Origin of the sequence: Rhodococcus sp. 06-235-1A (genome assembly GCF_002258785.1) — a bacterium.
Taxonomy (GTDB): Bacteria; Actinomycetota; Actinomycetes; order Mycobacteriales; family Mycobacteriaceae; genus Rhodococcoides.
On record NZ_NOYI01000013.1, the window covers coordinates 16,016 to 41,479 of the forward strand.

20 protein-coding genes and 1 tRNA gene are annotated in these 25,464 nt (G+C 66.3%); 11 read left to right on the plus strand and 10 right to left on the minus strand.

Going from position 1 to position 25,464, the window contains the following annotated elements:
* Positions 1–5: 5 nt before the first annotated feature.
* Both CH275_RS13120 and CH275_RS13125 read right to left on the minus strand, forming a co-directional pair.
* The gene (locus CH275_RS13120; RefSeq protein WP_094678802.1) at positions 6–2,054 is read right to left on the minus strand and encodes an ATP-dependent DNA helicase; all 2,049 of its coding nucleotides are present in this window, start codon (positions 2,052–2,054) and stop codon (positions 6–8) included.
* 50 nt (positions 2,055–2,104) lie between these two features.
* Positions 2,105–3,454 carry a nicotinate phosphoribosyltransferase gene (locus tag CH275_RS13125; RefSeq protein WP_094678804.1) on the minus strand — a complete coding sequence of 450 codons (1,350 nt, stop codon included), beginning with the start codon at positions 3,452–3,454 and terminating at the stop codon, positions 2,105–2,107.
* A 58-nt stretch (positions 3,455–3,512) separates the two neighbouring features.
* Here CH275_RS13125 and clpS point away from each other — a divergent pair, with 58 nt between their 5' ends.
* The 8 genes from clpS (at position 3,513) to CH275_RS13165 (ending at position 9,359) form a co-directional block, all read left to right on the plus strand.
* Complete coding sequence (clpS, locus tag CH275_RS13130; protein WP_179276142.1) at positions 3,513–3,872, plus strand: ATP-dependent Clp protease adapter ClpS; 360 nt, start codon at positions 3,513–3,515, stop codon at positions 3,870–3,872.
* A gap of 36 nt (positions 3,873–3,908) precedes the next feature.
* On the plus strand, positions 3,909–4,478 hold the full coding sequence (gene aosR / locus CH275_RS13135; RefSeq protein WP_094678806.1) for an oxidative stress transcriptional regulator AosR: 570 nt from the start codon (positions 3,909–3,911) through the stop codon (positions 4,476–4,478).
* A 9-nt stretch (positions 4,479–4,487) separates the two neighbouring features.
* Positions 4,488–5,573 carry a P1 family peptidase gene (locus CH275_RS13140; protein ID WP_094678808.1) on the plus strand — a complete coding sequence of 362 codons (1,086 nt, stop codon included), beginning with the start codon at positions 4,488–4,490 and terminating at the stop codon, positions 5,571–5,573.
* A 59-nt stretch (positions 5,574–5,632) separates the two neighbouring features.
* Positions 5,633–6,262, plus strand: a complete 630-nt coding sequence (locus tag CH275_RS13145) for a rhomboid family intramembrane serine protease (protein WP_094679236.1) — start codon at positions 5,633–5,635, stop codon at positions 6,260–6,262.
* A gap of 112 nt (positions 6,263–6,374) precedes the next feature.
* A complete protein-coding gene (locus CH275_RS13150; protein WP_179276143.1) occupies positions 6,375–7,133 on the plus strand; it encodes a cyclic nucleotide-degrading phosphodiesterase in 759 nt (252 codons plus the stop codon).
* A 21-nt stretch (positions 7,134–7,154) separates the two neighbouring features.
* The gene (gene rph / locus CH275_RS13155; protein ID WP_094678811.1) at positions 7,155–7,940 is read left to right on the plus strand and encodes a ribonuclease PH; all 786 of its coding nucleotides are present in this window, start codon (positions 7,155–7,157) and stop codon (positions 7,938–7,940) included.
* Positions 7,933–8,547 carry an RdgB/HAM1 family non-canonical purine NTP pyrophosphatase gene (rdgB, locus tag CH275_RS13160; RefSeq protein WP_094678813.1) on the plus strand — a complete coding sequence of 205 codons (615 nt, stop codon included), beginning with the start codon at positions 7,933–7,935 and terminating at the stop codon, positions 8,545–8,547. Before rph ends, rdgB begins: the two co-directional genes overlap by 8 nt.
* Positions 8,548–8,549: 2 nt before the next feature.
* Positions 8,550–9,359 carry an esterase/lipase family protein gene (locus tag CH275_RS13165; RefSeq protein WP_094678815.1) on the plus strand — a complete coding sequence of 270 codons (810 nt, stop codon included), beginning with the start codon at positions 8,550–8,552 and terminating at the stop codon, positions 9,357–9,359.
* A gap of 2 nt (positions 9,360–9,361) precedes the next feature.
* Here CH275_RS13165 and CH275_RS13170 read toward each other — a convergent pair whose 3' ends face one another.
* The 6 genes from CH275_RS13170 to CH275_RS13195 all read right to left on the minus strand — a co-directional run bounded on the left by CH275_RS13170 (position 9,362) and on the right by CH275_RS13195 (position 12,828).
* Positions 9,362–9,715 carry a DUF3817 domain-containing protein gene (locus CH275_RS13170; protein ID WP_094678817.1) on the minus strand — a complete coding sequence of 118 codons (354 nt, stop codon included), beginning with the start codon at positions 9,713–9,715 and terminating at the stop codon, positions 9,362–9,364.
* On the minus strand, positions 9,712–10,113 hold the full coding sequence (locus tag CH275_RS13175) for a transcriptional regulator (protein ID WP_179276144.1): 402 nt from the start codon (positions 10,111–10,113) through the stop codon (positions 9,712–9,714). The genes CH275_RS13170 and CH275_RS13175 overlap by 4 nt, the downstream gene beginning before the upstream one ends.
* Positions 10,114–10,199: 86 nt before the next feature.
* A complete protein-coding gene (locus CH275_RS13180; protein WP_094679239.1) occupies positions 10,200–10,856 on the minus strand; it encodes a maleylpyruvate isomerase family mycothiol-dependent enzyme in 657 nt (218 codons plus the stop codon).
* Positions 10,857–10,941: 85 nt separating this feature from the next.
* A tRNA-Leu gene (locus CH275_RS13185) sits at positions 10,942–11,023 on the minus strand.
* A gap of 57 nt (positions 11,024–11,080) precedes the next feature.
* Positions 11,081–11,893, minus strand: coding sequence for an ABC transporter permease (locus tag CH275_RS13190; RefSeq protein WP_094678819.1), 813 nt, complete (start codon positions 11,891–11,893; stop codon positions 11,081–11,083).
* On the minus strand, positions 11,890–12,828 hold the full coding sequence (locus CH275_RS13195) for an ABC transporter ATP-binding protein (protein WP_094678821.1): 939 nt from the start codon (positions 12,826–12,828) through the stop codon (positions 11,890–11,892). Before CH275_RS13195 ends, CH275_RS13190 begins: the two co-directional genes overlap by 4 nt.
* Before the next feature lie 86 nt (positions 12,829–12,914).
* On the opposite strand from CH275_RS13195, the gene CH275_RS13200 reads away from it, so the two are divergent.
* A complete protein-coding gene (locus CH275_RS13200) occupies positions 12,915–13,706 on the plus strand; it encodes a TetR/AcrR family transcriptional regulator (protein ID WP_094678823.1) in 792 nt (263 codons plus the stop codon).
* On the opposite strand, the gene CH275_RS13205 is transcribed toward CH275_RS13200, so the two are convergent.
* The gene (locus CH275_RS13205; RefSeq protein WP_143546771.1) at positions 13,673–14,404 is read right to left on the minus strand and encodes a hypothetical protein; all 732 of its coding nucleotides are present in this window, start codon (positions 14,402–14,404) and stop codon (positions 13,673–13,675) included. The two genes, CH275_RS13200 and CH275_RS13205, sit on opposite strands and share 34 nt — an antisense overlap.
* 435 nt (positions 14,405–14,839) lie before the next feature.
* Between CH275_RS13205 and CH275_RS13210 the strand changes: the two genes are divergently transcribed.
* Together CH275_RS13210 and acpS are read left to right on the plus strand one after the other, a co-directional pair.
* Positions 14,840–24,145 carry a type I polyketide synthase gene (locus CH275_RS13210; RefSeq protein WP_094678827.1) on the plus strand — a complete coding sequence of 3,102 codons (9,306 nt, stop codon included), beginning with the start codon at positions 14,840–14,842 and terminating at the stop codon, positions 24,143–24,145.
* Positions 24,145–24,537 carry a holo-ACP synthase AcpS gene (gene acpS, locus CH275_RS13215; protein WP_032375969.1) on the plus strand — a complete coding sequence of 131 codons (393 nt, stop codon included), beginning with the start codon at positions 24,145–24,147 and terminating at the stop codon, positions 24,535–24,537. The genes CH275_RS13210 and acpS overlap by 1 nt, the downstream gene beginning before the upstream one ends.
* Positions 24,538–24,612: 75 nt before the next feature.
* On the opposite strand, the gene CH275_RS13220 is transcribed toward acpS, so the two are convergent.
* The gene (locus CH275_RS13220) at positions 24,613–25,251 is read right to left on the minus strand and encodes a TetR/AcrR family transcriptional regulator (protein ID WP_094679240.1); all 639 of its coding nucleotides are present in this window, start codon (positions 25,249–25,251) and stop codon (positions 24,613–24,615) included.
* Positions 25,252–25,464: the final 213 nt, after the last annotated feature.

The window sequence follows — 25,464 nt, forward strand, 5'->3', positions numbered from 1 at the left end:
GGCGGTTACGTGCCGGCCAGACGGGTGAGCGCCTTGCGGACGACCTCCGGGTCCGAGGTCTCCCAGAACGGTGGCAGCGAGGCGCGGAGGTAGCCGCCGTACCGGGCAGTGGCAAGCCGTGAATCGAGAACGGCGACAACACCTTTGTCGTCGACGCTACGGAGTAGTCGGCCGACGCCCTGCGCCAGTAGCAAAGCCGCATGATTGGCCGCGACCGCGAGAAAGCCGTTGCCGCCCCGGGATTCGACGGCCTGCTGCCGGGCGACCAGTAGTGGATCGTCGGGCCGCGGGAACGGAATCCGGTCCAAGATCACCAGGCTCAGCGATGGACCAGGGACGTCGACGCCCTGCCACAGAGACAGCGTCCCGAACAGGGAGGTGGCCTCGTCGTCGGCGAACTTCTGCACCAGTGCGCCGGTGGAGTCGTCGCCCTGACACAGGATGGGGGTGTCGAGGCGTTCCCGCATCTCCTCGGCGGCAGCTTTGGCGGCGCGCATCGACGAGAACAGCCCCAGCGTACGGCCGCCCGCTGCGCTGACCAGCGACTCGATCTCGTCGAGGTAGGACTTCGAGAGGCCGTCGCGTCCAGGCGGAGACAGATGCTTGGCGATGTACATGATGCCGGCCCGGGCGTGATCGAACGGCGAGCCGACGTCGAGCGAATTCCACCTGATCGACCCGGCGTCGGACGGTGGTTCCACACCCGACGCCATCGCGGTGTCACTGCGAGAGGGCTTCTCGGCGGGCAGCCCCCAGTTGACGGCCAACCCGTCGAACGATCCGCCGACGGTCAAGGTCGCGGAGGTGAGCACCACTGTGGATTCGGCGAACAGGCGCGCTCGCAGCAGCCCGCCCACCGACAGTGGTGCGATGCGGACGGTGCGTTTGACGTTGCCGCGGAAATCGTCGACGGCGTGCCAGACGACGTCCTTGCGTTTGGCCGGATCGGGCTCGTCGAATGCCGTGAGGACGCGCACCGCGCTGTCGTGGACCTCGTCGACGGCAACGAGTGCGGCGCTACGGGCCGCGGCGGCCTCGGGGTCACTGTTCGCCATGCCCTGCTTGTTGGGGCCGATCGCGGTGCGTACGGCCCAGGCGGCGTCGCGAATCGAGGCGAGCGCAGGGCCGACGCCGTCGGGTAGTGACTGCCACCGGCTCGGGGGCAACTCGTCCAGAATCGCGGCCCAGTTCTCGGCGGCCCCCTCGAGCTGATCGACCGTCTCTTCTTCGATGAGCTTGGCGCTACGGCGTGCCGCTGCGGTGACGGTCGCGGCCGACAGCTCTTCCGTGGCCACGCCGGTCACCCGATCGACCAGTTCGTGGGCCTCGTCGACGACCACGACGTCGTGCTCGGGCAGGATCTGGATGCCGGTGATCGCGTCGATCGCGAGCAGCGCGTGGTTGGTCACCACGACGTCGACCTGCGCGGCCTCGGTACGGGCGCGTTCGGCGAAGCAGTCCTCACCGACGGGGCAGCGGGATTTGCCCAGGCATTCGCGAGCAGTGACGCTGACCTGACGCCAGGCCTGGTCGCTGACACCGGGCACCACGTCGTCGCGGTCGCCGGTCTCGGTCTCGGACGACCACTTCGTCAGCCGGACCACCTCGCGGCCCATGCGTGAGACGGCGAACGGGTCGAACAGTTCCGCGTCCGGTGCCTCCTGCGCAGCACCGGTATGGATCTTGTTCATGCACAGATAGTTGTTGCGACCCTTCAGGATTGCGAATTTCGGGCGGCGTCCGACTGCCTCGGTCAAGGCATCGGACAGCCGCGGTAGGTCGCGGTCCACCAGCTGCCGCTGCAGCGCGATGGTGGCCGTCGAGACGACGACGGTCTTGCCCGATTCCACCGCATGCCGAATGCTCGGAACGAGGTACGCGAGAGACTTGCCGGTTCCGGTGCCCGCCTGGACCGCCAGATGCTCACCGGTATCGATCGAGTGCGCTACGGCCGAGGCCATCGTCAGCTGATTGCTGCGTTCCTTGCCGCCGAGCGAGTGCACCGCGACCTGCAGGAGAGCGGGAACGGTGGGCAACTCGGTCTTCGACGGCACCGAAGCAGACTACTGCCGATCGCCCACCCGGTTCGGTATCGACACCGCTGTTACCCCTCGACGAAGCGGGTGGGTATCGCCGGTTCGCCCTGAGACAGTTTCAGACCCTCCCACGGGAGGCTGACGAGGCGTCGGGCCAGCAGGTCACGGCCGTCGGCGAGCGTCGGGAGGTCGGCCAGTCGTTCACCGCCGCGGACCAGAGGCGTGGTCAACGTCTCCACCGTCAGATCGTCGTCGACGGTCGGGGGAGCGTCGAACGGGTGCACGATCTCCTCGACTGCGGTGCCGGTGCGACGCGCGGTGCGCAGTGCCGCCTTGGTGCCACCGCGCGATTCCTTGTGACTGCTGCGCTTGGCGACGGGAATTCCGTCGACGGTGACCAGCTTGTAGACCATGCCCGCCGTCGGGGCACCGGAACCGGTGACGAGCGACGTGCCGACGCCGTAGGAGTCGACCGGCTCGGCCCGCAGTGCGGCGATCGCGTACTCGTCGAGGTCGCCCGAGACGACGATCCTGGTCTTCGGCGCTCCCAGGGCGTCCAGTTGGTCGCGCACCTGCCGGGCGAGCACACCGAGGTCGCCGGAGTCGATGCGCACACCGCCGAGTTCGGGCCCGGCCACCTCGATGGCATTGGCAACGCCCTGGGTGATGTCGTAGGTGTCGACGAGCAGGGTGGTGCTCACGCCCAGTGCTCGTACCTGCGCCGCGAACGCGGATCGTTCGTCCGGGCCGTCGACGGTGGTGTGCAGCAACGTGAAGGCGTGCGCCGACGTGCCCGCGCCGGGGACGCCGTGGCGTCGAACGGCTTCGAGGTTGGACGTCGCGGTGAACCCGGCGAGATATGCCGCTCGCGAGGCGGCGACAGCGGCCTCCTCGTGGGTGCGACGCGATCCCATCTCGATGATCGGCCTGGACTTGGCGGACGCCACCATCCGCGCAGCCGCGGAGGCGATCGCACTGTCGTGATTGAGGATCGAGAGCACGAGCGTTTCGAGGACGACACACTCGGCGAAGGTGCCGCGGACGGTCAGAACGGGGGAGCCGGGGAAGTACAGTTCGCCCTCGCGGTAGCCGTCGATGTCGCCGGTGAAGCGGTAGTTGCGCAGCCATTCGACAGTGTCGGCGTCGAGGAATTCGGCGACGATTCGCAGCTCGTCCGGGCCGAATCGAAAGCGCGCTATCGCGTCGAGGATGCGTCCGGTGCCCGCGAGAACTCCGTATCGGCGGCCACCCGGCAGCCGTCGCGCAAACACCTCGAAGCTACAGATGCGATCGGCGTAGCCGCTGGCCAGAGCGGCAGACAGCATCGTGTACTCGTACTGATCGGTCAGCAGAGCGGTGCTGATTCCGTCGCCGAGGTTCGCGTGATCTGTGGTCGCGTCGTTGCTCACCTCGCCCACACTACGAGCGCAGGGGCGAGCGTGGGACGCTGGCCCGATACGCCGTACCCTGTTGGGTATGCCTTGGTTGACGGTGGATGGATCGCTTCTGCCCGTGGACGGCTTCTCGGCAGGTGATGTTGTCGCAGCGTCACCGCAAGCCGTTCCGGCCCAGACCGAGGCCGTTGCCGCCGACGAATCGCACGACACCCCTTGGGTCACCATCGTCTGGGACGACCCGGTCAATCTGATGCACTACGTGACCTACGTGTTCCAGAAGCTCTTCGGCTACAGCAAGGCCAAGGCCACCGAGCTGATGATGCAGGTGCACTCCGAGGGCAAGGCCGTCGTGTCCAGTGGTGAGCGCGACGCGATGGAGAACGACGTTCGACGGCTGCACGCGGCGGGTCTGTGGGCCACCATGCAGCAGGACAAGTAGTAGTTCACCCCCTCCCGAGACAGGACATCAGCAACAGTGCGCACGTGGACGAGACGGAATTCGCTGTCCGGGGTCAAGATCAAATCCGAGATCGACGCTCGTGAGGCTGCCGTGCTTCGGTCTCTCGTCGGCTCGGTTCTCGGATTGCTGCGCGACCGTTCCGCCGCCGCCCCCACCGACGAGCTCGCTGCGCTGACCGGATTGCGGACCGGCCACAACAGTCCGCCCGAGGATGCCGCGCTGGCACGGTTGCTGCCGGACTTCCATCGCGCCGACCCCGGCCACGACGAAGAGGACCCGGCCGATCTCAACGGCGCCCTGCGAGGACTTCACGAGCCCGAGATCATCGACGAGAAGGTGGCTGCCGGATCGACGATCCTGGCCACTCTTCCGGAGTCGGGTGGCAAGATCGTGCTGACCCAGGAGCAGGCGGACGCATGGTTGACCGGCCTCAACGACGTGAGGCTGGCGCTCGGCACCACGCTGGGGATCAGTGCGGACACACCAGACGTCCTCGACGAGGGTGATCCTCGCGCTCCGCATCTCGATGTGTACCACTGGCTGACCTGGATGCAGGATTCACTCGTACAGGTCCTCATTCCCTAGGACGCGCGCGTGACCGCAGCCTTCTCGACTCCCGGACCACGGGACTGTCTGACCGACGTGGCAGGTCTGCTGGTCGGTCATCATCACGAACTCGACGACGACGCCACGATGGGATCCGGTTCGGCCACCGGGTGCACCGTGGTGCGTGCCCTGGGAGGTGCGACGGCCGCAGTCGACGTTCGCGGCGGCGGGCCGGGAACGCGCGAGACCGATCTGCTCGATCCGAGCCATTCCGTTCAGCACGTCAACGCGATCCTGTTGACTGCCGGCAGTGCGTACGGGCTCGCCGCGGCCGACGGCGTCATGCGGTGGCTCGAAGAACACGGCCAGGGCATTCCGATGGGCAGTCCCGATCACGTGGTCCCGATCGTGCCTGCTGCGGTGATCTTCGACCTTCCGGTCGGCGACTGGGCAGCGCGTCCGACGGCGGAGTTCGGCTATCTCGCTGCGGCAGCAGCGGCGACCGAGTTCGAGACGGGATCGGTGGGAGCAGGTGTAGGGGCTCGCGCTGGAGTGCTCAAGGGCGGCGTCGGTACCGCCAGCACGGTGATCGAGGGCGGCCCTGCAGACGGGGTCACCGTCGCGGCGCTGATGGTCGCCAATCCCGTGGGCGCTGTGTTCGATCCGCGTACCGGCCTGCTGTGGGGCACCGGCACGCTGGGGCCCGCAGCATTCGGCATGCGCAAACCCGACGTCAACGAGGTGTGGACCGCGCTGGCACTCGAACCCAAGGGCACCGCGCTGAACACCACGATCGGGGTGGTCGCCACCGATGCTGCGTTGTCGTCGGCGTCCTGCAAGCGGATTGCCGTCGCCGCCCACGACGGTCTGGCACGGGCCATTCGACCGGCGCACTCGCCACTGGACGGCGACACCATCTTTGCCGTGTCCACGGGCACCAGGGCGGTCACGGCCGAATCCTCGGTCCCCGCCGCATTCTCGGCGGAATTGCCGGTGCTGGCCGCAGTCACCGAGGCCGCGGCGATCGTCGTCGAGCGAGCCATCGTGCGTGCCCTGCTCGACGCCACCTCGGTGGCCGGGATCCCCACCTATCGTCGGATCTTCCCGTCGGCGTTCACCACGTCACGCACCTGAGGGCAGGTCTGTAGGCGTATCCGACCGGTACCGTGGAGGAACCGAGGTTGGAGGCGATCATGAGCGGGACCGGTAATCTTCCGAGCGAACATGGGCGGCCGATCTGGATGCAGGCCGCCATCGTCGTCGGAGCGTTCACTGCGTTGCTGTGGATCATCGAACTGCTCGATGTCGCGAGCGGATCGAGACTCGAACGCAACGGCATCGAGGCGCGCTCGGTCGAAGGACTGTGGGGCATTCTGTTCGCACCGGTGCTGCACGACGATTGGCAGCATCTGATCGCGAACACCGTCCCGATCGTCGTGCTCGGTTTTCTGGTGCTGCTCTCGGGATTGGCGCGTGGCCTGGCCGCCACCGGGATCATCTGGGTGGTCGGCGGTTTCGGCACTTGGCTCACGGCCGCTTCGTACACCAACACGATCGGTGCGTCGATCCTGATCTTCGGTTTCATCGCATACCTGTTGGTGCGCGGCTTCTTCACCCGGAATCTGGGTCAGCTCGCGATCGGCGTCGTGGTGTTCGTGCTGTACGGCAGCGCCCTGTGGGGCGTGCTCCCGAGCGAGCCGAACGTCTCGTGGCAGGGCCATCTGTTCGGCGCGGTGGGCGGAGTGGTTGCCGCTCGACTGTTGTCCGCCGACGCGCGAGCCGAGCGGGTGCGCACGAAATCGCTCGATCGGCCCACTCCATAGGTGCGAGGTAACTGCAGACACACCTGTGGTCGGCGGTGAATTTCGCCGACTCGCGCTGTGAATACTGCCCGAACGTTTCGAGTGATGCGCTCGGCGTGGCAGCATGGCTTTCATGCGAATTACCGTCCTGGGATGTTCGGGCAGTGTGTCCGGACCCGATTCGCCCGCGTCGGGCTACTTGCTGGAAGAAGAGGAGACCTCACCGGTCGTACTCGACTTCGGTCCCGGCGTTCTCGGGGCGTTGCAGCGCTACGCCGACCCGGGCGATGTGAGCGTTCTGCTCTCGCATCTGCATGCCGATCACTGCCTCGATGTTCCGGGTCTGCTGGTGTGGCGTCGCTACCATCCGAGCCCGCCGGAAGGTCGCGCGATCGTCTACGGGCCGAAGGACACGGCGTTTCGGCTCGGAGTTGCCTCGGCCGAATGCGGTGGGCAGATCGACGACATGTCCGACACCATCGATCTGCGTCGCTGGGTGGACGGCCGCACCGTGGAGTTCGGCAAGCTGTCGATTCTGACGCGTCAGGTGTTCCATCCGCCGGAGTCGTACGGCATGCGGGTCACCACGGGGGCGGGCCGCACGTTCGCGTACAGCGGCGACACCGGAATGTGTCAGGCGGTGCGAGATCTGGCGCACGGAGCCGACGTGTTCCTGTGCGAGGCATCGTGGACCGACAGTCCCGAGCGGCCCGAAGGTGTGCACCTGTCCGGAACCGAGGCCGGCCGAATCGCTCGCGAGGCCGGGGTCGGGGAGTTGCTGCTCACCCACATTCCGCCCTGGACGTCTCGCGAGGACGTCATCGCCGAGGCCAAAGCGGAGTTCAGCGGACCGGTTCATGCCGTTCTTCCAGGGGACGTATTCACCGTCTGAGGACGCGATAGGCTGCGAGTCGTGTCCAGACGAGAAGACGGCAGAGCGGACGACGAGCTCCGCACCATCAAGATCACCCGCGGATTCACCAGCCACCCGGCAGGGTCGGTGTTGGTCGAGTTCGGAAATACCAGGGTAATGTGCACGGCCAGCGTCGAGGAGGGCGTGCCGCGTTGGCGTAAGGGATCCGGCCTCGGTTGGCTCACCGCCGAGTACGCGATGCTCCCGGCGGCCACGCACACCCGCAACGGCCGCGAGTCCGTCAAGGGCAAGGTCGGGGGTCGAACCCAGGAGATCTCCCGGTTGGTGGGGCGCTCTCTGCGTGCCTGCATCGACCTGGCGGCCATCGGTGAGAACACCATTGCGCTCGACTGCGATGTGCTCCAGGCCGACGGTGGTACCCGAACTGCAGCTGTCACCGGTGCGTTCGTGGCGCTCAACGACGCCGTCACCTACCTGCGGGCAGCGGGACGCCTCGCCGACCCGCAGCCGATCTCGTGCATGATCGCCGCGGTCAGCGTCGGCGTCGTCGACGGCCGGGTGCGCCTCGACCTTCCCTACGAGGAAGACTCGCGCGCCGAGGTCGACATGAACGTCGTCGCCACCGACACCGGCACCCTGGTGGAGATCCAGGGCACCGGAGAAGGCGCGACGTTCCCACGCACCACACTCGACAAGTTGCTCGACTCCGCGTTCGTCGGTATCGAGAAGTTGTTCGAGGTGCAGAAAGAAGCTCTGGCGCTGCCGTACCCGGGGGACCTGCCCGAGCCTGCGGCCGCGGAGTCGAAGAAGAAGTTCGGTGCCTGACCGCAAACTCCTGGTGGCCAGCCGGAATGCGAAGAAGCTGCGTGAGCTTCGGCGGGTGCTCGACGCTGCCGGAGTGGTCGGAATCGAGCTGGTCGGCCTGGACGAGGTGCCGCCGTTCCCGGAGGCCCCCGAGGTGGGAGCGACTTTCGAGGACAACGCGCTGGCCAAGGCTCGCGACGGAGCTGCGGCCACCGGATTGCCTTGTGTAGCAGACGATTCCGGGATCGAGATCGATGCGCTCAATGCGATGCCCGGAGTGCTCTCGGCGCGCTGGTCGGGTACGCACGGGCGCGACGACGCCAACACCGAACTCGTACTCGCGCAGCTGAGCGACACCCCCGACGAGCGTCGCGGTGCGGCTTTCGTCTCGGCGTGCGCCCTGGTGATTCCCGGCGGCACCGAAACCGTGGTCCGCGGTGAGTGGCGCGGTGTGGTGGGCCGAGAGCCGTCGGGTGAGAACGGCTTCGGCTACGACCCGATCTTCGTTCCCGAGGGAGACGGCCGTAGCGCCGCGCAGCTGAGCCCGGACGAGAAAGACGCGGCCTCGCATCGCGGGCGTGCGCTCCGCAAGCTCGTTCCGGCGCTCGAAGAACTGGCAGGGCGGTAGTCGTGAAGGCGCGGGCAGCTCTGACTCGAACGTCGGTTGCGCTGGCCGCCGCCGCAGTGTGCTTGGCGGGTACGCCGGCCTCGGCTGCACCCGTGGCAGGCTCGTTCGCCGAGGCCTTCGCCTACTCGATCGCCCACCCGGGAGCGGCGCCTCCGGGATCGAACGACTTCTCGTGTACGCCCAGCGCGCAGCATCCGGAGCCGGTGGTGCTGGTGCACGGCTTCTTGGAGAACTCGTACGACAACTGGGCATCTCTGTCGCCGAAGCTGGCAGACGCCGGGTACTGCGTGTTCGCGATCGACTACGGCAACACCGGGCCGGTGCCCGCGCTCGGAGCGCTCGAACCCATCCCCGAGAGTGCTGCGGAACTGTCGACGTTCGTCGATTCGGTACTCGCGGCCACGGGTGCCGAGAAAGTGTCCATCGTGGGCCATTCCAAAGGTGGCACCGTGCCCCGCTACTACGCTCGCTTCCTCGGTGGGGATCGCACGGTGGCACGGATTGTGGCGCTGTCTCCACCGAACTATCCGACTGCAGGTCCGCCGGTGCAGGACGACGTGCTGGAAAGGCTGAACGAGGGGAGCGACACCGTCTCGGGAATCGACTACACGACGATCGTCACTCGATACGACCAGATCGTCGTTCCATACACCGCGTCGTTGCTGACCGGTGCGGGGAATACGAACGTGGTGTTGCAGGACGTGTGCCCGGCCAACGTCGTCGAGCACACAGGAATCTCGTACGACCCGTTGGCACAGCGGCTGGTCGAGAACGTGCTGGATCCAGACAACGCGCAGCCGATCGGCTGCTGACGTCAGACGGCGAAGTCGGCTTTGACCTGCTTGGTGCGCTTGTGCTCGATGTAGAACGACAGGAACGGGACGGTTCCGGCGAGCAGTGTGCCGATGGTGCGGGCGGCCGGCCACCGTACCTTGATGGCCAGGTCCACTGTGAGCACGAGATATACGATGTAGACCCAACCGTGCACGACAGGGATCCACGTCGGAAGGTTCTCGACCTTCAGGATGTATTTCGCAACCATTTCTGCCACGAGAACCAATAGCCACACGCCGGTCACGTAAGCCAGAACGCGGTAGCGCAGAAGCGCGGACGCGATTTTCTGGGTCTTGTTCGCAGACGCCTGCGTCTTCTCCGGTGCCGAACTCACGTGGTGCTCCTGTCGGTCCCGCGGGATTCGTTCAGCTCCGCGAGGTAGCTGTTGTATTCGAGTAGCTGCCGGGCCTCGGGATCATCGAGGTCCGTAGCGTCGGCCGCCGGGGCGTGACGCTGGGGGAGCAGATCGAGGGGCACCTCGGTAGGCCCGTCGGGCAACGCTGCTGCAACCTCGTCCGAGTCCTCGTCCTCGAGGCGAACGAATTTGCGGTACGCGTAGACCACGAATACGGCGAACAGGGGCCACTGGAAGGCGTAGCCGAGATTCTGACCGTTGCCGCCGACCGCTTCGAAGCGCTCCCACTGCCACCAGCCGAGGCCCAGGCAGACTGCCGCGGACACGATGACCAGCGCGATCAGCGCTGGTCGACGGTTCGGGCGGGATGAGGTCACTCCTCGACGGTACCGGAGGTACTACTACTCGAGGTAGTCACGTGCGAAGCCCCAGCGGTGATTCTCACCATGACCGGTCCGATTCTCTACGTTCGACGGCGGTGTGCCCGCGCGGCGGCGAGTTTCTCGGCACCGGGCCCGGTGACGTCCGCGAGAGCGCTGCTGCGTCCGGTCAGAACCAGTGCCAGGGTGCCGGCCGATCCTTCGATGACCGGGCCCTCACCGCGGCTCCAATCCAGATCGGTTGCGCGCCACTGGAGTCGAAGCTCCGGTCCCTTGAACGGTGCCGCGCCGGTCGCGGGCACCAGGAAGTCGAGCATCGTGATCATGCGGTGGTCGGGAACGTGGTGCTCGATTCCGAGTGGCCTGCACACGTCCAGCCCGTGCACGATGACGTCGGACAAGGGGGCAAGCGGACCGTGGCCCGGCGGGGTGAATTTCTTGTCCGCGTGAGCGGTGAGCAAGGCGGGCAATTCGTCTCCGTGCCCGCGACGCACACGCGTGGTCATCAGCTGATTGGCTCGGTCGAAGTTTCCTCGGGTACGCACCATGACCAGTCCGAACTGCCAGAGCGGGACGATCAGTGGCACCACCAGATGGGCGGCGACGTCGCGGACCGTCCAGGCCGCGCACAGCGAGGGGGTGTCCCATTGTTCGGCTGTGAGAGTCTCGAGAGTTCTTGCGAGAGAACGTCTCTCGTCTGTGATCTCGGCGAAGATCGCGTCGTTCGATTCCTCGGGCATTCGAACCGCCTTCACGTGTCGGTGCTTGTCGACCCTGGACCTGAACGAGCCACGAGCATGTGAAAACCGGCCCGAACGACCGTCGTGCGCGAGGGGGGACTTGAACCCCCACGTCCTGAGACACTGGAACCTAAATCCAGCGCGTCTGCCAATTCCGCCACTCGCGCGTGCCGGTGCAGTCTACAACCTGAATGGAATGCACCGGCACCATGCCTGCAATGGTGTCAGTCGCCCAGCCTGCGATACGCGCGGACCGAGAGAGGGAGGAACACCGCCAGGAGCGCCACCGGCCAGGCGATCGCCACGATCAGCGCATTGTCGGTGACCCATCCTGCGGACTCCCACCCCGGACTGCCGAACAGATCACGCGTGGCGGTCGCGGTGGCGGACAATGGGTTCCATTGGGCAACTGCTGCGAGCCAGGACGGCATCGACGTCGGATCGATGAACACGTTGGACAGGAACATGAAGGGCCACATCAAGATTTGAATGGCAGCCACCGTCTCGGTGCCGCGGACGGTGAGTCCGAGGTAGATCCCGACCCAGAGCAACGACAGGCGCAGCAGCAGCAGAACAGCGCAGGCCCCCAGAATTGCGCCCGCACCGGCGTCGGTGCGCCAGCCCAGAATCAGCCCGGAGGTAGCAGTGATCGCAAGGCCGACAATCGAACCGATCATGTCGGCCGATGCGCGACCACCGACCACTGCGACACCGGAGATCGGAAGGGAGCGGAATCGGTCGGTCACGCCGCGTCCAGCGTCGGTGGCGACCGCCGTCATGGTGGTCTCGAGCCCGAAGAACATCGTCACGGCCAGAATTCCGGGAAGCAGGTAGGCGTAGTAGTTCTCCGCGCCCGGCGTCGAGACGGCACCACCGAAGAGCGTGCCGAACATGACGGCGACCAGAACGGGAAAGAACCAGCCGATGAGGACCGGTGCCGGTTGCTGCCGCCAGTGCTGCAGGTCGCGCAGTGTGATCGTTCGGATCGCACCGAGGTGCCCGGTGCCGGAGGTGCTGATGCGGCGGAGATCGGTCATGCCGCACCCCCATGGGTCTGTTCGGTGAGGCGGAAGAACACTTCGTCGAGCGTGGGTTGGCGGATGGCGATGTCGACGGGGTCCAATGCGTGGTCTCGGAGAATGTCGGCCATGTGAAGTACTTCGGTTCCTCTGTTCTGCAATGGTATTCGGACTTTCTTGTCTTCTGTCTCCAGTACACCGTCGACTACTGCCACGGCACGTCGGGCGTGGTCGACGGTGTCGAAGGTGACATCCATCCAGTTCGCTCCCGCTTCGGTTTTGAGTTCGGTCGGTGTTCCCTGTGCGACGACGCGGCCCGCCTGCAGCATGACGATGGAGTCGGCTAGCTCGTCGGCTTCCTCCAGATATTGGGTGGTCAGCAGAACGGTGCAGCCTGCGTCGGCTCGCGCGCGAATTGCCGACCACACGTCGCGACGTGCGGAGGGGTCGAGCCCGGTGGTGGGCTCGTCGACGAACAGCACCGGGGGATCGGACATCAGACTCACCGCCAGGTCGAGTCTGCGTCGCATTCCACCGGAGTAGGTGCCGACCGGGCGCTCGGCCGCCGCGGTGAGGCCGAAACGCTCGAGTGCCTCGTCCGCGTGCAGTCGAGCCGTGCGCGCGCTCCGATGTGTCAGGCGGCCGAACATGACGAGGTTCTGGCGGCCGGTGAGTATTTCGTCGACGGCTGCGTTCTGGCCCACCATACCTATCGAGGCCCGGACGTCCGACGCCTGAGTGCGAACGTCGAAGCCTGCGACAGTGGCCGATCCGGAGTCGACTCGGGTGAGCGTCGAGAGGATCTTGACGGTGGTGGACTTCCCTGCGCCGTTGGGGCCGAGTAGTCCGCAGATCGTGCCGGTGGGTACGGCGAAATCGATGCCGTGCAGGCCCGCTTCGTCGTTGTCTCGGTAGTGCTTGGTGAGGTGGTCCACGATGATCGAATCGTTCATGGGTCGGCATCCTTAGGTTGTAACGTACGCTGTACGGCGCGAGGTACACTGTACGGTACGGCGTACGATCGCGCTACACTCGCTTGGTGGCATCGAAAAAAGACGTCCCCTTCGACCCCGCGCGAACACTCGGGCTGCTGTGGCGAGTGGGTGCGAAGCCGAGTCGAACAGGGCTGAGCGTGGACGGGATCGTCGACGCCGCCATCGAGCTGGCCGACGCGCAAGGCCTCGGCTCCGTGTCGATGCGCAACGTGGCCGAGCATCTCGGTGTAGGCGCAATGTCGCTCTACACGCACGTGCCCGGTCGAGAAGAGTTGGCCGATCTGATGATCGATCGATCCCTCGCGGGCCTCTACGCGCATGTCGACGAGCCGTCTTCCGTTCCCGGCGGTTGGCGTCCCGCTCTGCGATTCGTGGCCGAGCGCAATTGGGCTCTCTACCAACGGCATTCGTGGCTACTCGATGCGGACGGGGCGCGGCCGGTGCTGGGTCCGCACACCAACGACAAATACGAGGCCGAACTACGCCCGTTGGTCGACACCGGTCTGAGCGACATCGAGATCGACTCCGTCCTCACACTGGTACTCACGCATGTCTCCGGTACCGCCCGCGCCCTCGCCGGCGTCACGCGGGTGAAGGAGCAGTCGGGCATGACAGACGCTCAGTGGTGGGCGGCCACTGCACCGATCATCGAACGGGTGATGGACCGTGAGCGCTTTCCGGTCTCGTCGCGGGTCGGGACCGCAGCGGCGGCGTCGTACGACGCCGCCAGCGACCCCGTGCACGCCTACCGGTTCGGGTTGGAGTGCATTCTGGACGGAGTGGAAGCGCTGATGTCTCGCACTCATCCCGCCGACCGGAGCGCTGCCTCGGAGTGACGCTGCTCGGGCCTGCGCACCTTGTGCTGGTAACGCCAGATCGCATGCTCGAGCGAGGCGAGATCGGTGCCCAGTGCATCGGCCGCGGCCTCGAGGACGGCAGGAAAGTGGTCGGCGGCGATGTCGGCGGCCAGATCCTGGTGCAGTGGTTCGAGCGCGTCGACGACGAACGAACGAAGGTGCTCGGTCGCCTTGTCGGTGCGTACGCCGAGGTGCATCAGCAGGCACTCCCAGGTGGTCTCGCCGAGGCCAGGGATCGCACGGAACGCATCGAATTGCTCCTTCGTGTGCTGCTCGAAGTCGCTCGAACAGCTCAACCCCACCGAGATCAGCGTCTGTGCCGCCACGACTGCGGCTGCTGCCTTGGTTCGACTGTTGCCCGGTACGAACTGACGGTTGGACAGAATCTCGACGAGCACATCCGGATCCGAGGTCAGTTCTGCGAGTGTTGTCAAGTCGTCGAGTCGGTTATCGCCGCGATGGGTTCGCCATCGTCCGATCACCGCGCGGACCCCGCTCGACGGTCCGCCGTACGGCGCGCGTGCGGAGAAGATTGCGTCGAGCAACGCGACTTCGCTCTCGCCGCGCCAGCCGGGAGTCCAGTGTGGTGAACGTGATTGTGACGCAACCGATTCGATGTGCAGCAGCACTGCGGCGAGTTCGTCCGACGCGCAAATGTCTGTTACCGATGAGTACATGAATTCCCCCCGAATTCCGGTGACCACTCTCCCGAGGAGTGGTTCGACTGACGAAGCTAGGGGACGCCACCGACAGGGTTGCCCGAAGCGCTTCTGTGCTCGAGATCACATCACGAAAAGATAACGAAAAATGCGAGGGTTTCCTCATGTTCTGCGCACCGAGGCGATCCTCTCGCCAGCATGAATGTGGGTTACCGACGAGTTGGGTAAACAAAAGGTAATACCGCTCGATGGAGCGTACTCGCTGGTAGCACTCGGACGTCCGAGCAAACCTGAGGATTTCCTCATGATTTTGTGTCAATCTTGAGCAGCGCGGAGAGACCTGTCGACGAGGACGGACTCACTGCTTCTGCCGCGAAAGCCCACGACGCACTCGGGCAGCCATCACAGCGAGCGCCCCGACCCCCGAGGCGCCCACGAGAGGAATCTTCAGCCTTGACGATCAACGAGAGCACACCATCACACGGACGCGGCACGCGGAGCAACGGCAACGCAGGCAAATCCCCTAGAAGCAATGGCGGCTCTCGGACTCTGGCAGATCGTTTCGCCGCCGGCGAGCCCTATGCCTTGGCATTCGGTGGTCAGGGTGCACCGTGGCTCAGCTCTCTCGAAGAATTGGCCCGCGATTCCGCGCTCGAGCCCGAACTCACCGATCTCGTCAACGAGGCTGCCGCAGTACTCGCGCCCGTCTCCGACGAGCTACTGGTCGTCCGCTCCGTCGGGTTCGACCCCATCGGCTGGATGCTCGAGCAGGATCTCGCCGACGACGACACCGCCGGCTCGTACGGACCGTCCGAGGCCGCACTGACCTCCGCTGCCGTATCGCTCCCCGGAGTGTTCCTCACCCAGGTAGCAGCACTGCGTGCACTGAAGCTGCAGGGACTAGATCCCTCCCAGACCCCGCCCGTCAAGGTGGTCGGTCACTCGCAGGGGCTCATCGCAGCCGAGTCCGTTGCTGCCGACGGTGCGCAGGACGCGAACTTCCTTGCGATCGCCCAACTGGTCGGTGCAGCAGCAGGTCTCGTCGGCCGCCGCCGCGGCATCATCGGTGCCGGAGACCGTGCACCGATGGTGTCGGTGGCCAACGTCGAACCCGAACGCCTGCAGGCGATCATCGCCGACCTCGTGATCGACGGCGCACCGGAGCGATCCGCCGCCCTCGCCATCCGCAACGGTCGCCGTCGCGTCGTGCTCTCGGGACCGCCGGCCCAGCTGGCCCGTGTGCAGGAGAAGTGCGAGCAGATCGCTGCCGAGGAAGAGCGTGAGCGCGACGCCAAGAAGCGTGGCGGAGCCGTGTTTGCTCCGGTCTTCGAGCAGCTTCCGGTCGAAATCGGTTTCCATCACCCCGCCCTGGCAGACGCTGTCGAACTCGTCAGTGCCTGGGCTCAGCGCTGTGGACTCGACGTCGAACTTGCTCGCGACCTCGCCCAGAAGATTCTCGTGGACTCCGTGGATTGGGTCGACGCCATCGACGGCGTTGTCGACGCCGGTGCCGACTGGATCCTCGATCTCGGTCCGGGTGACCTCCTCACCCGCATGACCACTCCGGCACTGCGTGGACAGGGCGTGGGCATCATCGCCGCGTCCTCGCGTGGCGGCCACCGCAATCTCCTCACGCCGGGAGCTGCTCCCGAGGTGCAGCCCGCATGGTCCGCGTTCGCGCCGAAGCCGGTCACGTTGCCCGACGGCCGCGTCGTGGTCGAGACCTCCTTCACCAAGATGACCGGACGTTCTCCGATCCTTCTCGCCGGCATGACGCCGACGACGGTCGACGCGAAGATCGTTGCCGCAGCGGCCAATGCAGGCCACTGGGCCGAGCTCGCCGGCGGCGGCCAGGTCACCGAGGACATCTTCACCGATCGCGTCGCCGAGCTCTCCACGCTCTTGGAGCCCGGCCGCGCCATCCAGTTCAACTCGCTCTTCCTCGATCCGTACCTGTGGAAGTTGCAGCTCGGCGGCCGCCGCATCGTGCAGCGCGCTCGCGCCGCGGGTGCCGCCATCGACGGCGTCGTCGTCACCGCAGGCATCCCCGAGCTCGACGAGGCAGTCGCTCTCATCGAAGAGTTGTCCGAGGCCGGCATCAGCTACGTCTCGTTCAAGCCCGGCACGGTCGCGCAGATTCGCGCTGTCATCCGCATCGCCAACGAGGTGCCGTCCTACCAGGTCAACGTCCACATCGAAGGTGGTCGCGCAGGCGGACACCACTCGTGGGAGGACCTCGACGACCTGCTGCTGACCACGTACGCAGAGTTGCGGTCGCGGCCCAACCTCGTCATCTGTGTCGGCGGCGGTATCGGAACCCCCGAGCGCGCAGCGGAATACCTCACCGGCACCTGGTCGGCCGTCTACGGCTACCCCAAGATGCCGCTCGACGGAATCCTCGTCGGAACCGCAGCCATGGCCACCCTCGAAGCCACCACGGCACCCGAGGTCAAGCAGCTTCTGGTCGATACACCGGGAACTCCCGACTGGGTCGGTGCCGGAACCGCCAACGGCGGAATGGCTTCGGGCCGTAGCCAGCTCGGTGCCGACATCCACGAGATCGACAACGCGGCATCGCGTTGCGGTCGACTGCTCGACGAGGTCGCAGGCAACGCCGACGCCGTGGCCGAGCGTCGCGACGAGATCATCGCCGCACTCGACGGCACCGCAAAGCCGTTCTTCGGTGACGTCGCCGAGATGACCTACCAGCAGTGGCTCGTTCGCTACCTGGACCTGGCCATCGGCACCGACTCGCGCAGCGAGTTCGATTGCGGCGGAGAGTTCACGGACGCCGTGTCCGAGGCCCGCGAATCGGTCTGGCTCGACATCACGTGGCGCACCCGCTTCCTGGAGATGTTGCAGCGCGCCGAGGCTCGTCTGCACCCGGTCGATCGTGGACCCATCCCCACCCTGTTCGCCGACGCCGAGGTTCTCGAACGTCCGCGTGCAGCACTGAAGTCGCTGCTGGCACAGTTCCCCGACGCCGCCGACGTGGTGCTGCACCCGGCCGACATCACCTTCTTCACCTCGCTGTGCCGCATGCCCGGCAAGCCGGTCAACTTCGTCCCCGTCGTCGACGGCGACGTGCGCCGCTGGTGGCGCAGTGACTCGCTGTGGCAGGCACACGACGCTCGCTACTCCGCCGATCAGGTCTGCATCATCCCCGGAACCGTTGCCGTTGCCGGCATCACCCGCGTGGACGAGCCGGTCGGCGAACTGCTGAACCGGTTCGAGAAGGCCACTGCGGACCAGCTTCTCGCCGAGGGCGTCGAGCCGTCGGCCATCGCCAGCCGTCGACACGCCGAGATTGCACCCGGACTGCTGGGCATCGTGCTGGCAGCTCCCGACGTCACCTGGGCTTCGCGTATGACGCAGAACCCCGTTGCGCGCCTGGGTGATCCGGCCGAGTGGACCGTCGATTCCGATTCGGTCGCCTCGCATCCGCAGACCGGCTCCTCGCTGACCGTGCTCGATGCCGAGCACGTGGAGCTGCTGGTTCCACTCGCTCCGGGCAAGGAAGTACGCATCCGTCTGACGGTGCCCGCTTCCACGATCGACGGCGGCGCTCCCGTCGTGACCGCGCAGGACGCCCAGCAGGCCATGTCGGCTCTGCTCGGAGTTGCTGCAGGTCAGGAACTTCCGGCCGTCAAGAGCGGTGTCGCACGGCTGAACATCGCGTGGATCCCCGATCTGATCGCCGACCACGCAGGCGTTACCGGATCCGGACTCCCGGACACGCTCACCGTCAGCGGCAAGGCCGTTCCCGACGTCCTCGTCGGTGCCTGCTGGCCGGCCGTCTTCGCCGTCCTGGGTGCCACCCGAAACGCCGATGGCATCGACGTCATCGAGGGCATGCTCGACCTGGTGCACCTCGATCACAGCGTCAACCTGGTCGGTGAATTGCCCACCGACACCTCCATTCTCGTGGTCAAGGCCGCAGCCGGAGAGGTGCTCGACACCGACCTCGGCCGCGTCGTCGAGGTCACCGTCGAGATCGGTGCCATGCTCGGCGAGGGTCTCGATGCCCCTTCCGTCGCAACTCTGGTGGAGCGCTTCGCGATTCGTGGACGCACCGGTAAGGGCGAGCTGTCAGATCCGGCTCGCGCCGGCGGATCCCTCAGCGCCGACGCCAAGGACACCCCGCGTCGTCGCCGTCGTCAGGCCACCATCGTGGCCCCGCGCAACATGGCTGCGTTCGCTCAGGTCTCGGGCGACCACAACCCGATTCACACCTCGGACGCCGCGGCATTGCTCGCCGGTCTCGGCAGCCCCATCGTGCACGGCATGTGGCTCTCGGCAGCTGCCCAGCAGACCGTCACCTCAGTCGACCACGCGGACACCAAGACTCCGCCGCGTCGCCTCACTGCATGGACCGCACGCTTCCTCGGCATGGTCCGCCCGGGAGCCGAGATCGACGTTCGCGTCGACCGCACCGGATTCGATCAGGGTGCCGAGCTCGTCGAGGTGTCCTGCCGTGTCGCAGGCGAGCTCGTCATGGTCGCCACTGCTCGCACCGCAGCGCCGAAGACCGTCTACGCCTTCCCCGGCCAGGGCATCCAGCGCCCGGGTATGGGACTGGACGCACGGGCTCGGTCGAAGGCCGCTCGTGAGGTGTGGGAGCGTGCCGACAAGCACACCCGCAGCGCGCTCGGATTCTCGATTCTCGCTGTGGTGCGCGACAACCCGACAACCCTCAAGGCGCGCGGCGTCACGCACAAGCACCCCGACGGTGTGCTGCACCTGACCCAGTTCACCCAGGTCGCGATGGCCGTTCTCGGTGTCGCACAGGTTGCCGAACTGCGTGAATCCGGCGCGTTCGTGGAGAACTCCATCCTCGCCGGCCACTCGGTGGGCGAGTACAACGCACTTGCCGCTGTCGCCGGTGTCCTCCCGCTCGAAGCCGTCCTCGAGGTCGTCTTCCAGCGTGGCTCGGCCATGCACGCACTCGTTCCCCGTGACGAGAACGGTCGCAGCGACTACCGCATGGCAGCCATTCGCCCATCTCAGATCGGCCTGGCCGACGAGGACGTGCAGGGCTTCGTCGCCGGTGTCGCAGCAGAATCCGGTGAATTCCTCGAGATCGTCAACCTCAACCTGCGCGGTTCGCAGTACGCCATCGCAGGCACGGTCGCCGGCCTCGGCGAGCTCGAGAAGAAGATCGCGATTCGCCGGGCAGAGTTCGGTGGCAAGGCCGCATACATCATGGTCCCGGGCATCGACGTGCCGTTCCACTCCACGGTGCTGCGCCGGGGAGTCGACGACTTCCGCAACCGCCTGCAGACCCTGCTGCCCGAGCAGCTGGATCCGGCGATCCTGGTGGGGCGCTACATCCCGAACCTGGTGCCCAAGCCGTTCTCGCTCGACCGCGAGTTCGTCCAGGAGATCGCCGATCTGGTGCCGTCCGAGCCGCTGAACACCGTTCTCGCGGACTTCGATTCGTGGGCCGCACGGCCGAGCGATCTGTGCCGCTTGATCCTGACCGAGCTGCTGGCATGGCAGTTCGCCAGCCCGGTCCGCTGGATCGAGACCCAGGACTTGCTGTTCGCCGACGAGTCCGACGGCGGCATGGGTGTCGAGCGCTTCGTCGAGATCGGTCTCGGTGCAACGCCGACCGTCGCCAACCTCGCGTCGCAGACCCTCAAGCTGCCCGGCCGCTTCGGTCACCCGGTAGAGGTGCTCAACCTCGAACGTGAAGCCGCAATCGTCTACGGCACCGACACCGACCCGGCTCCGGCCGACGAGGACGAGGCAACTCCCGCTCCCGAGGCCGCCGCGGCTCCGGCAGCAACAGCGGCACCCGCCGCAGCACCCGCTCCGGTCGCGGCACCGTCGGGCGGACCTCGCCCGGACGACATCGCATTCGTTGCTGCCGACGCGACGAAGATCCTCATCGGGCTGTGGACCAAACTGCAGCTCGATCAGATCGGGCCCGCCGATACCATCGAGGCGCTGTGCGACGGCGTGTCCTCACGCCGCAATCAGCTGCTCGTCGACCTCGGCTCCGAGCTCTCGCTCGGTGCCATCGACGGCGCGGCCGATGCCGACATGGGCGCGCTCTCGGGCACGGTCAACAAGCTGGCTCGTACCTACAAGCCCTTCGGCCCGGTGCTGAGTGATTCGATCAACGATCACCTCCGCAAGGTCTTCGGCCCCTCGGGTCGGCGCCCGGCCTCGATCGCCGATCGCGTCAAGAAGACCTGGGAACTGGGCGACGGCTGGGCGCACCACGTCACCGCCGAGGTAGCCCTCGGTACCCGTGACGGTGCCTCGGTCCGCGGCGGTGCACTCGGCGGCCTGGCCGACGGCGCTCTCGCCGACGGCAATGCAGTCGACAACGTCATCGATGCGGCAGTAGCTGCGGTGGCCGCACGTCGCGGCGTCGCAGTCTCGATGCCGCAAGCAGGCGGTGGAGCCGGCGGGACCGTCGACGCTGCTGCTCTGGGTGAGTTCACCGAGCACATCACCGGCCGCGACGGCGTTCTCGCCTCCGCAGCCCGGTTGGTGCTCGAACAGCTCGGACTGGCTGATGCACCCAACGCCCTGCTGGCCGAGGATCCCGACGCCGCTCTGGTCGAGCTGGTCTCGGCCGAACTCGGATCGGACTGGCCTCGCCTGGTCGCTCCCGCATTCGACGCCAAGCGCGCCGTCCTGATCGACGACCGCTGGGCCACCGCTCGTGAGGACCTGGCCCGGCTGTGGCTCGGTACCGCAGGTGATGTCGCCGTCGAGTCCTTCGCCGGTGCAGGCAATGCCGTTGCAGCTCAAGCACAGTGGTGGAAGGCCAAGGCCGACTACGAGAACAAGACCGTGCTCGCCGAGACCTTCGGACGCATCTCCGGCATCGCGGTCGCATCCGAGGACAAGGGCCAGTGGGCCGACGAGGTCGCCGTCGTCACCGGTGGCAGCAAGGGATCCATCGCAGCAGCGGTGACCGCGAAGCTGCTGGCCGGGGGAGCGACGGTCTTCGTCACCACCTCCAGGCTCGACGACGAGCGCTTGGGCTTCTACCGCTCGCTCTACCGCGACAACGCACGTAGCGGAGCGTCGCTGTGGGTGGTTCCGGCCAACATCGCGTCGTACACCGACGTCGATGCACTCATCGAGTGGATCGGCAGCGACTTCATCGACACTGCCGGTGGCGCAAAGACTCTGGTCAAGGCCGCAACCACGCCGACGATGCTGTTCCCGTTCGCTGCACCCCGCGTCATGGGCGAGATGTCCGACGCCGGAGCTCGCGCCGAGATGGAAATGCGCGTGCTGCTCTGGTCGGTCGAGCGTCTGATCACCGGACTGGCGAAGGTCGGCTACGACACCGACATCGACACCCACCTGCACGTGGTGCTTCCGGGATCGCCGAACCGCGGAATGTTCGGTGGCGACGGTGCCTACGGCGAATCGAAGGCTGCACTCGACGCTGTTGTCGCCAAGTGGGGCTCGGAGAAGAACTGGGCCGAGCGGGTGTCCATCGCCCACGCTCACATCGGCTGGGTGCGCGGCACCGGGCTGATGGGTGGCAACGATCCCATCGTCGAGGCCGTCGAGGCCGAAGGCGTTCGCACCTGGTCGACCGAGGAGATGGCGACCGAGCTTCTCGAACTGTGCATACCTGCCGCTCGTCGTCAGGCTGCGCAGGAGCCGATCGTCGCCGATCTCACGGGCGGCTTGGCCAACACCAAGCTCAACCTCGTCGAGCTCGCTCGGGACGCCGCTGCGGCCGCGGCCGAGAAGACCGAAGAGACAGTGGACAACTCGGTCATCGCGGCACTGCCCGCACCGCCGCGGCTGTCGACGTCGACCACCGCTCCGGCGTGGCCGACACTGGACGTCGACCCGAAGGACCTGGTCGTCATCGTCGGCGCCGGTGAGCTCGGACCGTACGGTTCGGCGCGTACCCGCTTCGAGATGGAGGTCGACGAGCAGCTTTCTGCCGCAGGCGTTCTCGAACTCGCATGGAACACCGGCCTGATCGCCTGGGAGAACGACCCCAAGCCGGGTTGGTACGACATCGAGTCCGGTGACCTGGTGCCCGAGGAGGACATCGCCGACAAGTACCACGACATCGTGGTCGAGAAGTGCGGTATCCGCACCTACGGCGACGACGGCGCGATGGTCGGCAACACCGCTCCGCTGATGACCTCGATCTTCCTCGACAACGACCTCACCTTCGTGGTCGGAACCGAGATCGATGCTCGGTCGTTCGCGGCGGCGGATCCCGAGCACACGCTGATCACGCCGGTCCCGGATTCGAGCGACTGGCAGGTCACCCGCAAGGCGGGCACCGAGATTCGCGTTCCGCGCAAGATGAAGCTCACCCGCACCGTGGGTGGACAGATTCCGACCGGATTCGATCCCACCAAGTGGGGCATCTCGCCCGACATGGCCAGCTCGGTCGACAGAGTTGCCCTGTGGAACATCGTCACCACGGTCGACGCGTTCATCTCCTCGGGCTTCAACCCGTCGGAACTGATGCGCTGGGTGCACCCCACGCTGGTCGCCAACACGCAGGGCACCGGTATGGGCGGCATGGAGTCCATGCGCTCGCTGTACATCGACACCCTGCTCGGTGATGCTCGTGCGAACGACATCCTGCAGGAGGCTCTACCGAACGTCGTTGCTGCGCACGTGGTCCAGTCGTACATCGGTAGCTACGGCGCGATGGTTCACCCCGTTGCCGCCTGCGCCACCGCTGCGGTCTCGGTCGAGGAAGGCGTCGACAAGATCAAGCTGGGCAAGGCTCAGCTCGTGGTCGCCGGCGGATTCGACGACCTGAGCACCGAAGGCATCATCGGCTTCGGTGACATGTCGGCCACCGCGGACTCGGCAGCGATGTCCGCCAAGGGAATCAGCGATCGACGCTTCTCCCGCGCCAACGACCGCAGGCGTGGTGGATTCGTCGAATCGCACGGCGGCGGAACGATTCTGCTCGCACGCGGTGATCTGGCACTCGAGATGGGCCTGCCGGTTCTTGGAGTCGTTGCGTACGCACAGTCGTACGGCGACGGAGTGCACACCTCCATCCCGGCTCCGGGACTCGGCGCGCTCAGTGCCGGTCGTGGCGGCAAGGATTCGGCACTTGCGCTCTCGCTCAACGCACTCGGCGTCAGTGCAGACGACGTGGCCGTGATTTCCAAGCACGACACGTCCACTGCAGCCAACGATCCGAACGAGGCGGAACTGCACACCCGCCTCGCCAAGGCCATCGGCCGCTCGGACGGCGCTCCGCTGTTCGTCGTCTCGCAGAAGAGCCTCACCGGACACTCGAAGGGTGGAGCGGCTGCCTGGCAGCTGATCGGCCTGTGCCAGGTGCTGGCCAACGGCGTCATCCCGCCGAACCGCAGCCTCGACTGCGTCGACGACAAGATGACCGGCTTCGAGCACCTGGTGTGGGCTCGCGAGCCGCTGCGCTTCGGCGACTCGGTTCCGCTCAAGGCGGGTCTGCTCACCTCGCTCGGGTTCGGGCACGTGTCCGGACTCATCGCCCTGGTGCACCCGCAGGCGTTTATCGAGGCCGTTCCGGCGGATCGACGCGCCGAGTACGTCGCCAAGGCTAACGAGCGTCGCATCGCCGGTCAGCGCAGGCTGATCTCCGCGATGGTGGGAGGCGACTCCCTGTACGAGCGGCCCGACGATCGACGGCTGGGACATGACGGGACGCCGGCCAAGGCGTCACGCGAACTGGAGGCACACGTGTTGCTCAACGAGTCCGCTCGCCTCGGCGAGGACGATGTCTACTCCTCCGGTCTGCCGGGTGCCATCTGATGGCGATTCTCGGAGTGGGTTTCGACCTGGTGACGGTGTCCGACTTCGCCGAGCAGATGGAGAAGGTCGGCACGACGATGATCCGCGACAGCTTCACCGCGGGCGAGCGTCGGCATGCCGCGACGAAGAGTTCCGATCCGACGCGCCACTACGCAGCACGGTGGGCCGCCAAGGAAGCAGTGCTGAAGGCATGGGCCACATCGCGATTCGCGCGTCCACCGCAGATCGGCGACAACCCGTACCCGTTGATCGAGGTCGTCAACGACGCATGGGGCCGTCCGTCCATCAAGCTGCACGGCATCGCGCAGGAATTTCTGCCGACGGTCAAGATTCACCTGTCGCTGACGCACGACGGCGATATCGCTGCCGCGGTGGCGATCCTGGAGGAGTGAGTCTCCTCTGAAACGAGTAAGGCCCGTCCGATCCACGAGATCGGGCGGGCCTTCTTTCGCGTGGTCTCGGCAGACTCAGGACTCGCTGTCGACGGTCGATCCGCCCGAGCGCCTGCTCTCCTTCTCGGCAACGAGCAGATACGCCATCATGATGCGCTTGAGTTCGGCGACGGCATCCTCGTGGCTCTGGCCGTCCTGCACCGAGAAATTCAGCATCGAGTAGACGATGTGCACCAGCACCTGGGCCATGAGGTTCCGGCGGTGCCGCGGTGTGCGCGGAGTCAGTGGCCCGAGCATGCGCGAGACCTGATCGGCGAATTCGCGCTCGTGGATGACTCCGGTTGCACGCGTCGAGGGCGTCGACTGCATGGCGAGCCACACCTCACGGCGCGACGGATCGGTCATCCACATTCCCGCCATGTGGTCGACGAAGTTGTTGAGGAACCGCACCCAGTCCAACGACGGGACCTCGCCGTCGAATTCGGCGAGCTCCTGCTGGACGCCGACGAGGTCCTGTCGGTTCAGCTCACAGACGATGACGTACTTGTTGGCGAAGAACTGGTAGAGGGTCCCGATCGGCAGTTCGGCTCGCGACGCGACTTCTTCGCAGGTGAAGGACTCGAACCCCACGTCGCTGAGCAATTCGCGCGAGGCCTGGAGCAGAGCGTCGAATTTGCGTTGGCTGCGTTCCTGAGTGGGCCGCCGCCGCGGCATCAGCTCCTGTGTCTGTGCCGTCGACTCGAGCGCGGCGTCGAGACGGCGCGAGGACTGGGCACGAGCAGAGGATTCCACCCGGTCAGGCTATCCGGCGAAGGTATCGGGTAGCCACACCCGGTCTGTTCGTAGCGGTCGACAGCCGTGCGTCCCGGCCGAAGCTGGAGTCGGCAACAGTTGCCTGTTCCAATCCCTGTGACAAACTCCAAGACC

Coding starts and splice junctions, on each gene's coding strand:
- acpS (WP_032375969.1), top strand. CDS start 24,145: ATGGCGATTCTCGGAGTGGGTTTCGACCTGGTGACGGTGTCCGACTTC.
- CH275_RS13205 (WP_143546771.1), bottom strand. CDS start 14,404: ATGTACTCATCGGTAACAGACATTTGCGCGTCGGACGAACTCGCCGCA.
- CH275_RS13195 (WP_094678821.1), bottom strand. CDS start 12,828: ATGAACGATTCGATCATCGTGGACCACCTCACCAAGCACTACCGAGAC.
- CH275_RS13150 (WP_179276143.1), top strand. CDS start 6,375: ATGCGAATTACCGTCCTGGGATGTTCGGGCAGTGTGTCCGGACCCGAT.
- CH275_RS13190 (WP_094678819.1), bottom strand. CDS start 11,893: ATGACCGATCTCCGCCGCATCAGCACCTCCGGCACCGGGCACCTCGGT.
- clpS (WP_179276142.1), top strand. CDS start 3,513: ATGCCTTGGTTGACGGTGGATGGATCGCTTCTGCCCGTGGACGGCTTC.
- CH275_RS13145 (WP_094679236.1), top strand. CDS start 5,633: ATGAGCGGGACCGGTAATCTTCCGAGCGAACATGGGCGGCCGATCTGG.
- CH275_RS13180 (WP_094679239.1), bottom strand. CDS start 10,856: ATGCCCGAGGAATCGAACGACGCGATCTTCGCCGAGATCACAGACGAG.
- CH275_RS13220 (WP_094679240.1), bottom strand. CDS start 25,251: ATGCCGCGGCGGCGGCCCACTCAGGAACGCAGCCAACGCAAATTCGAC.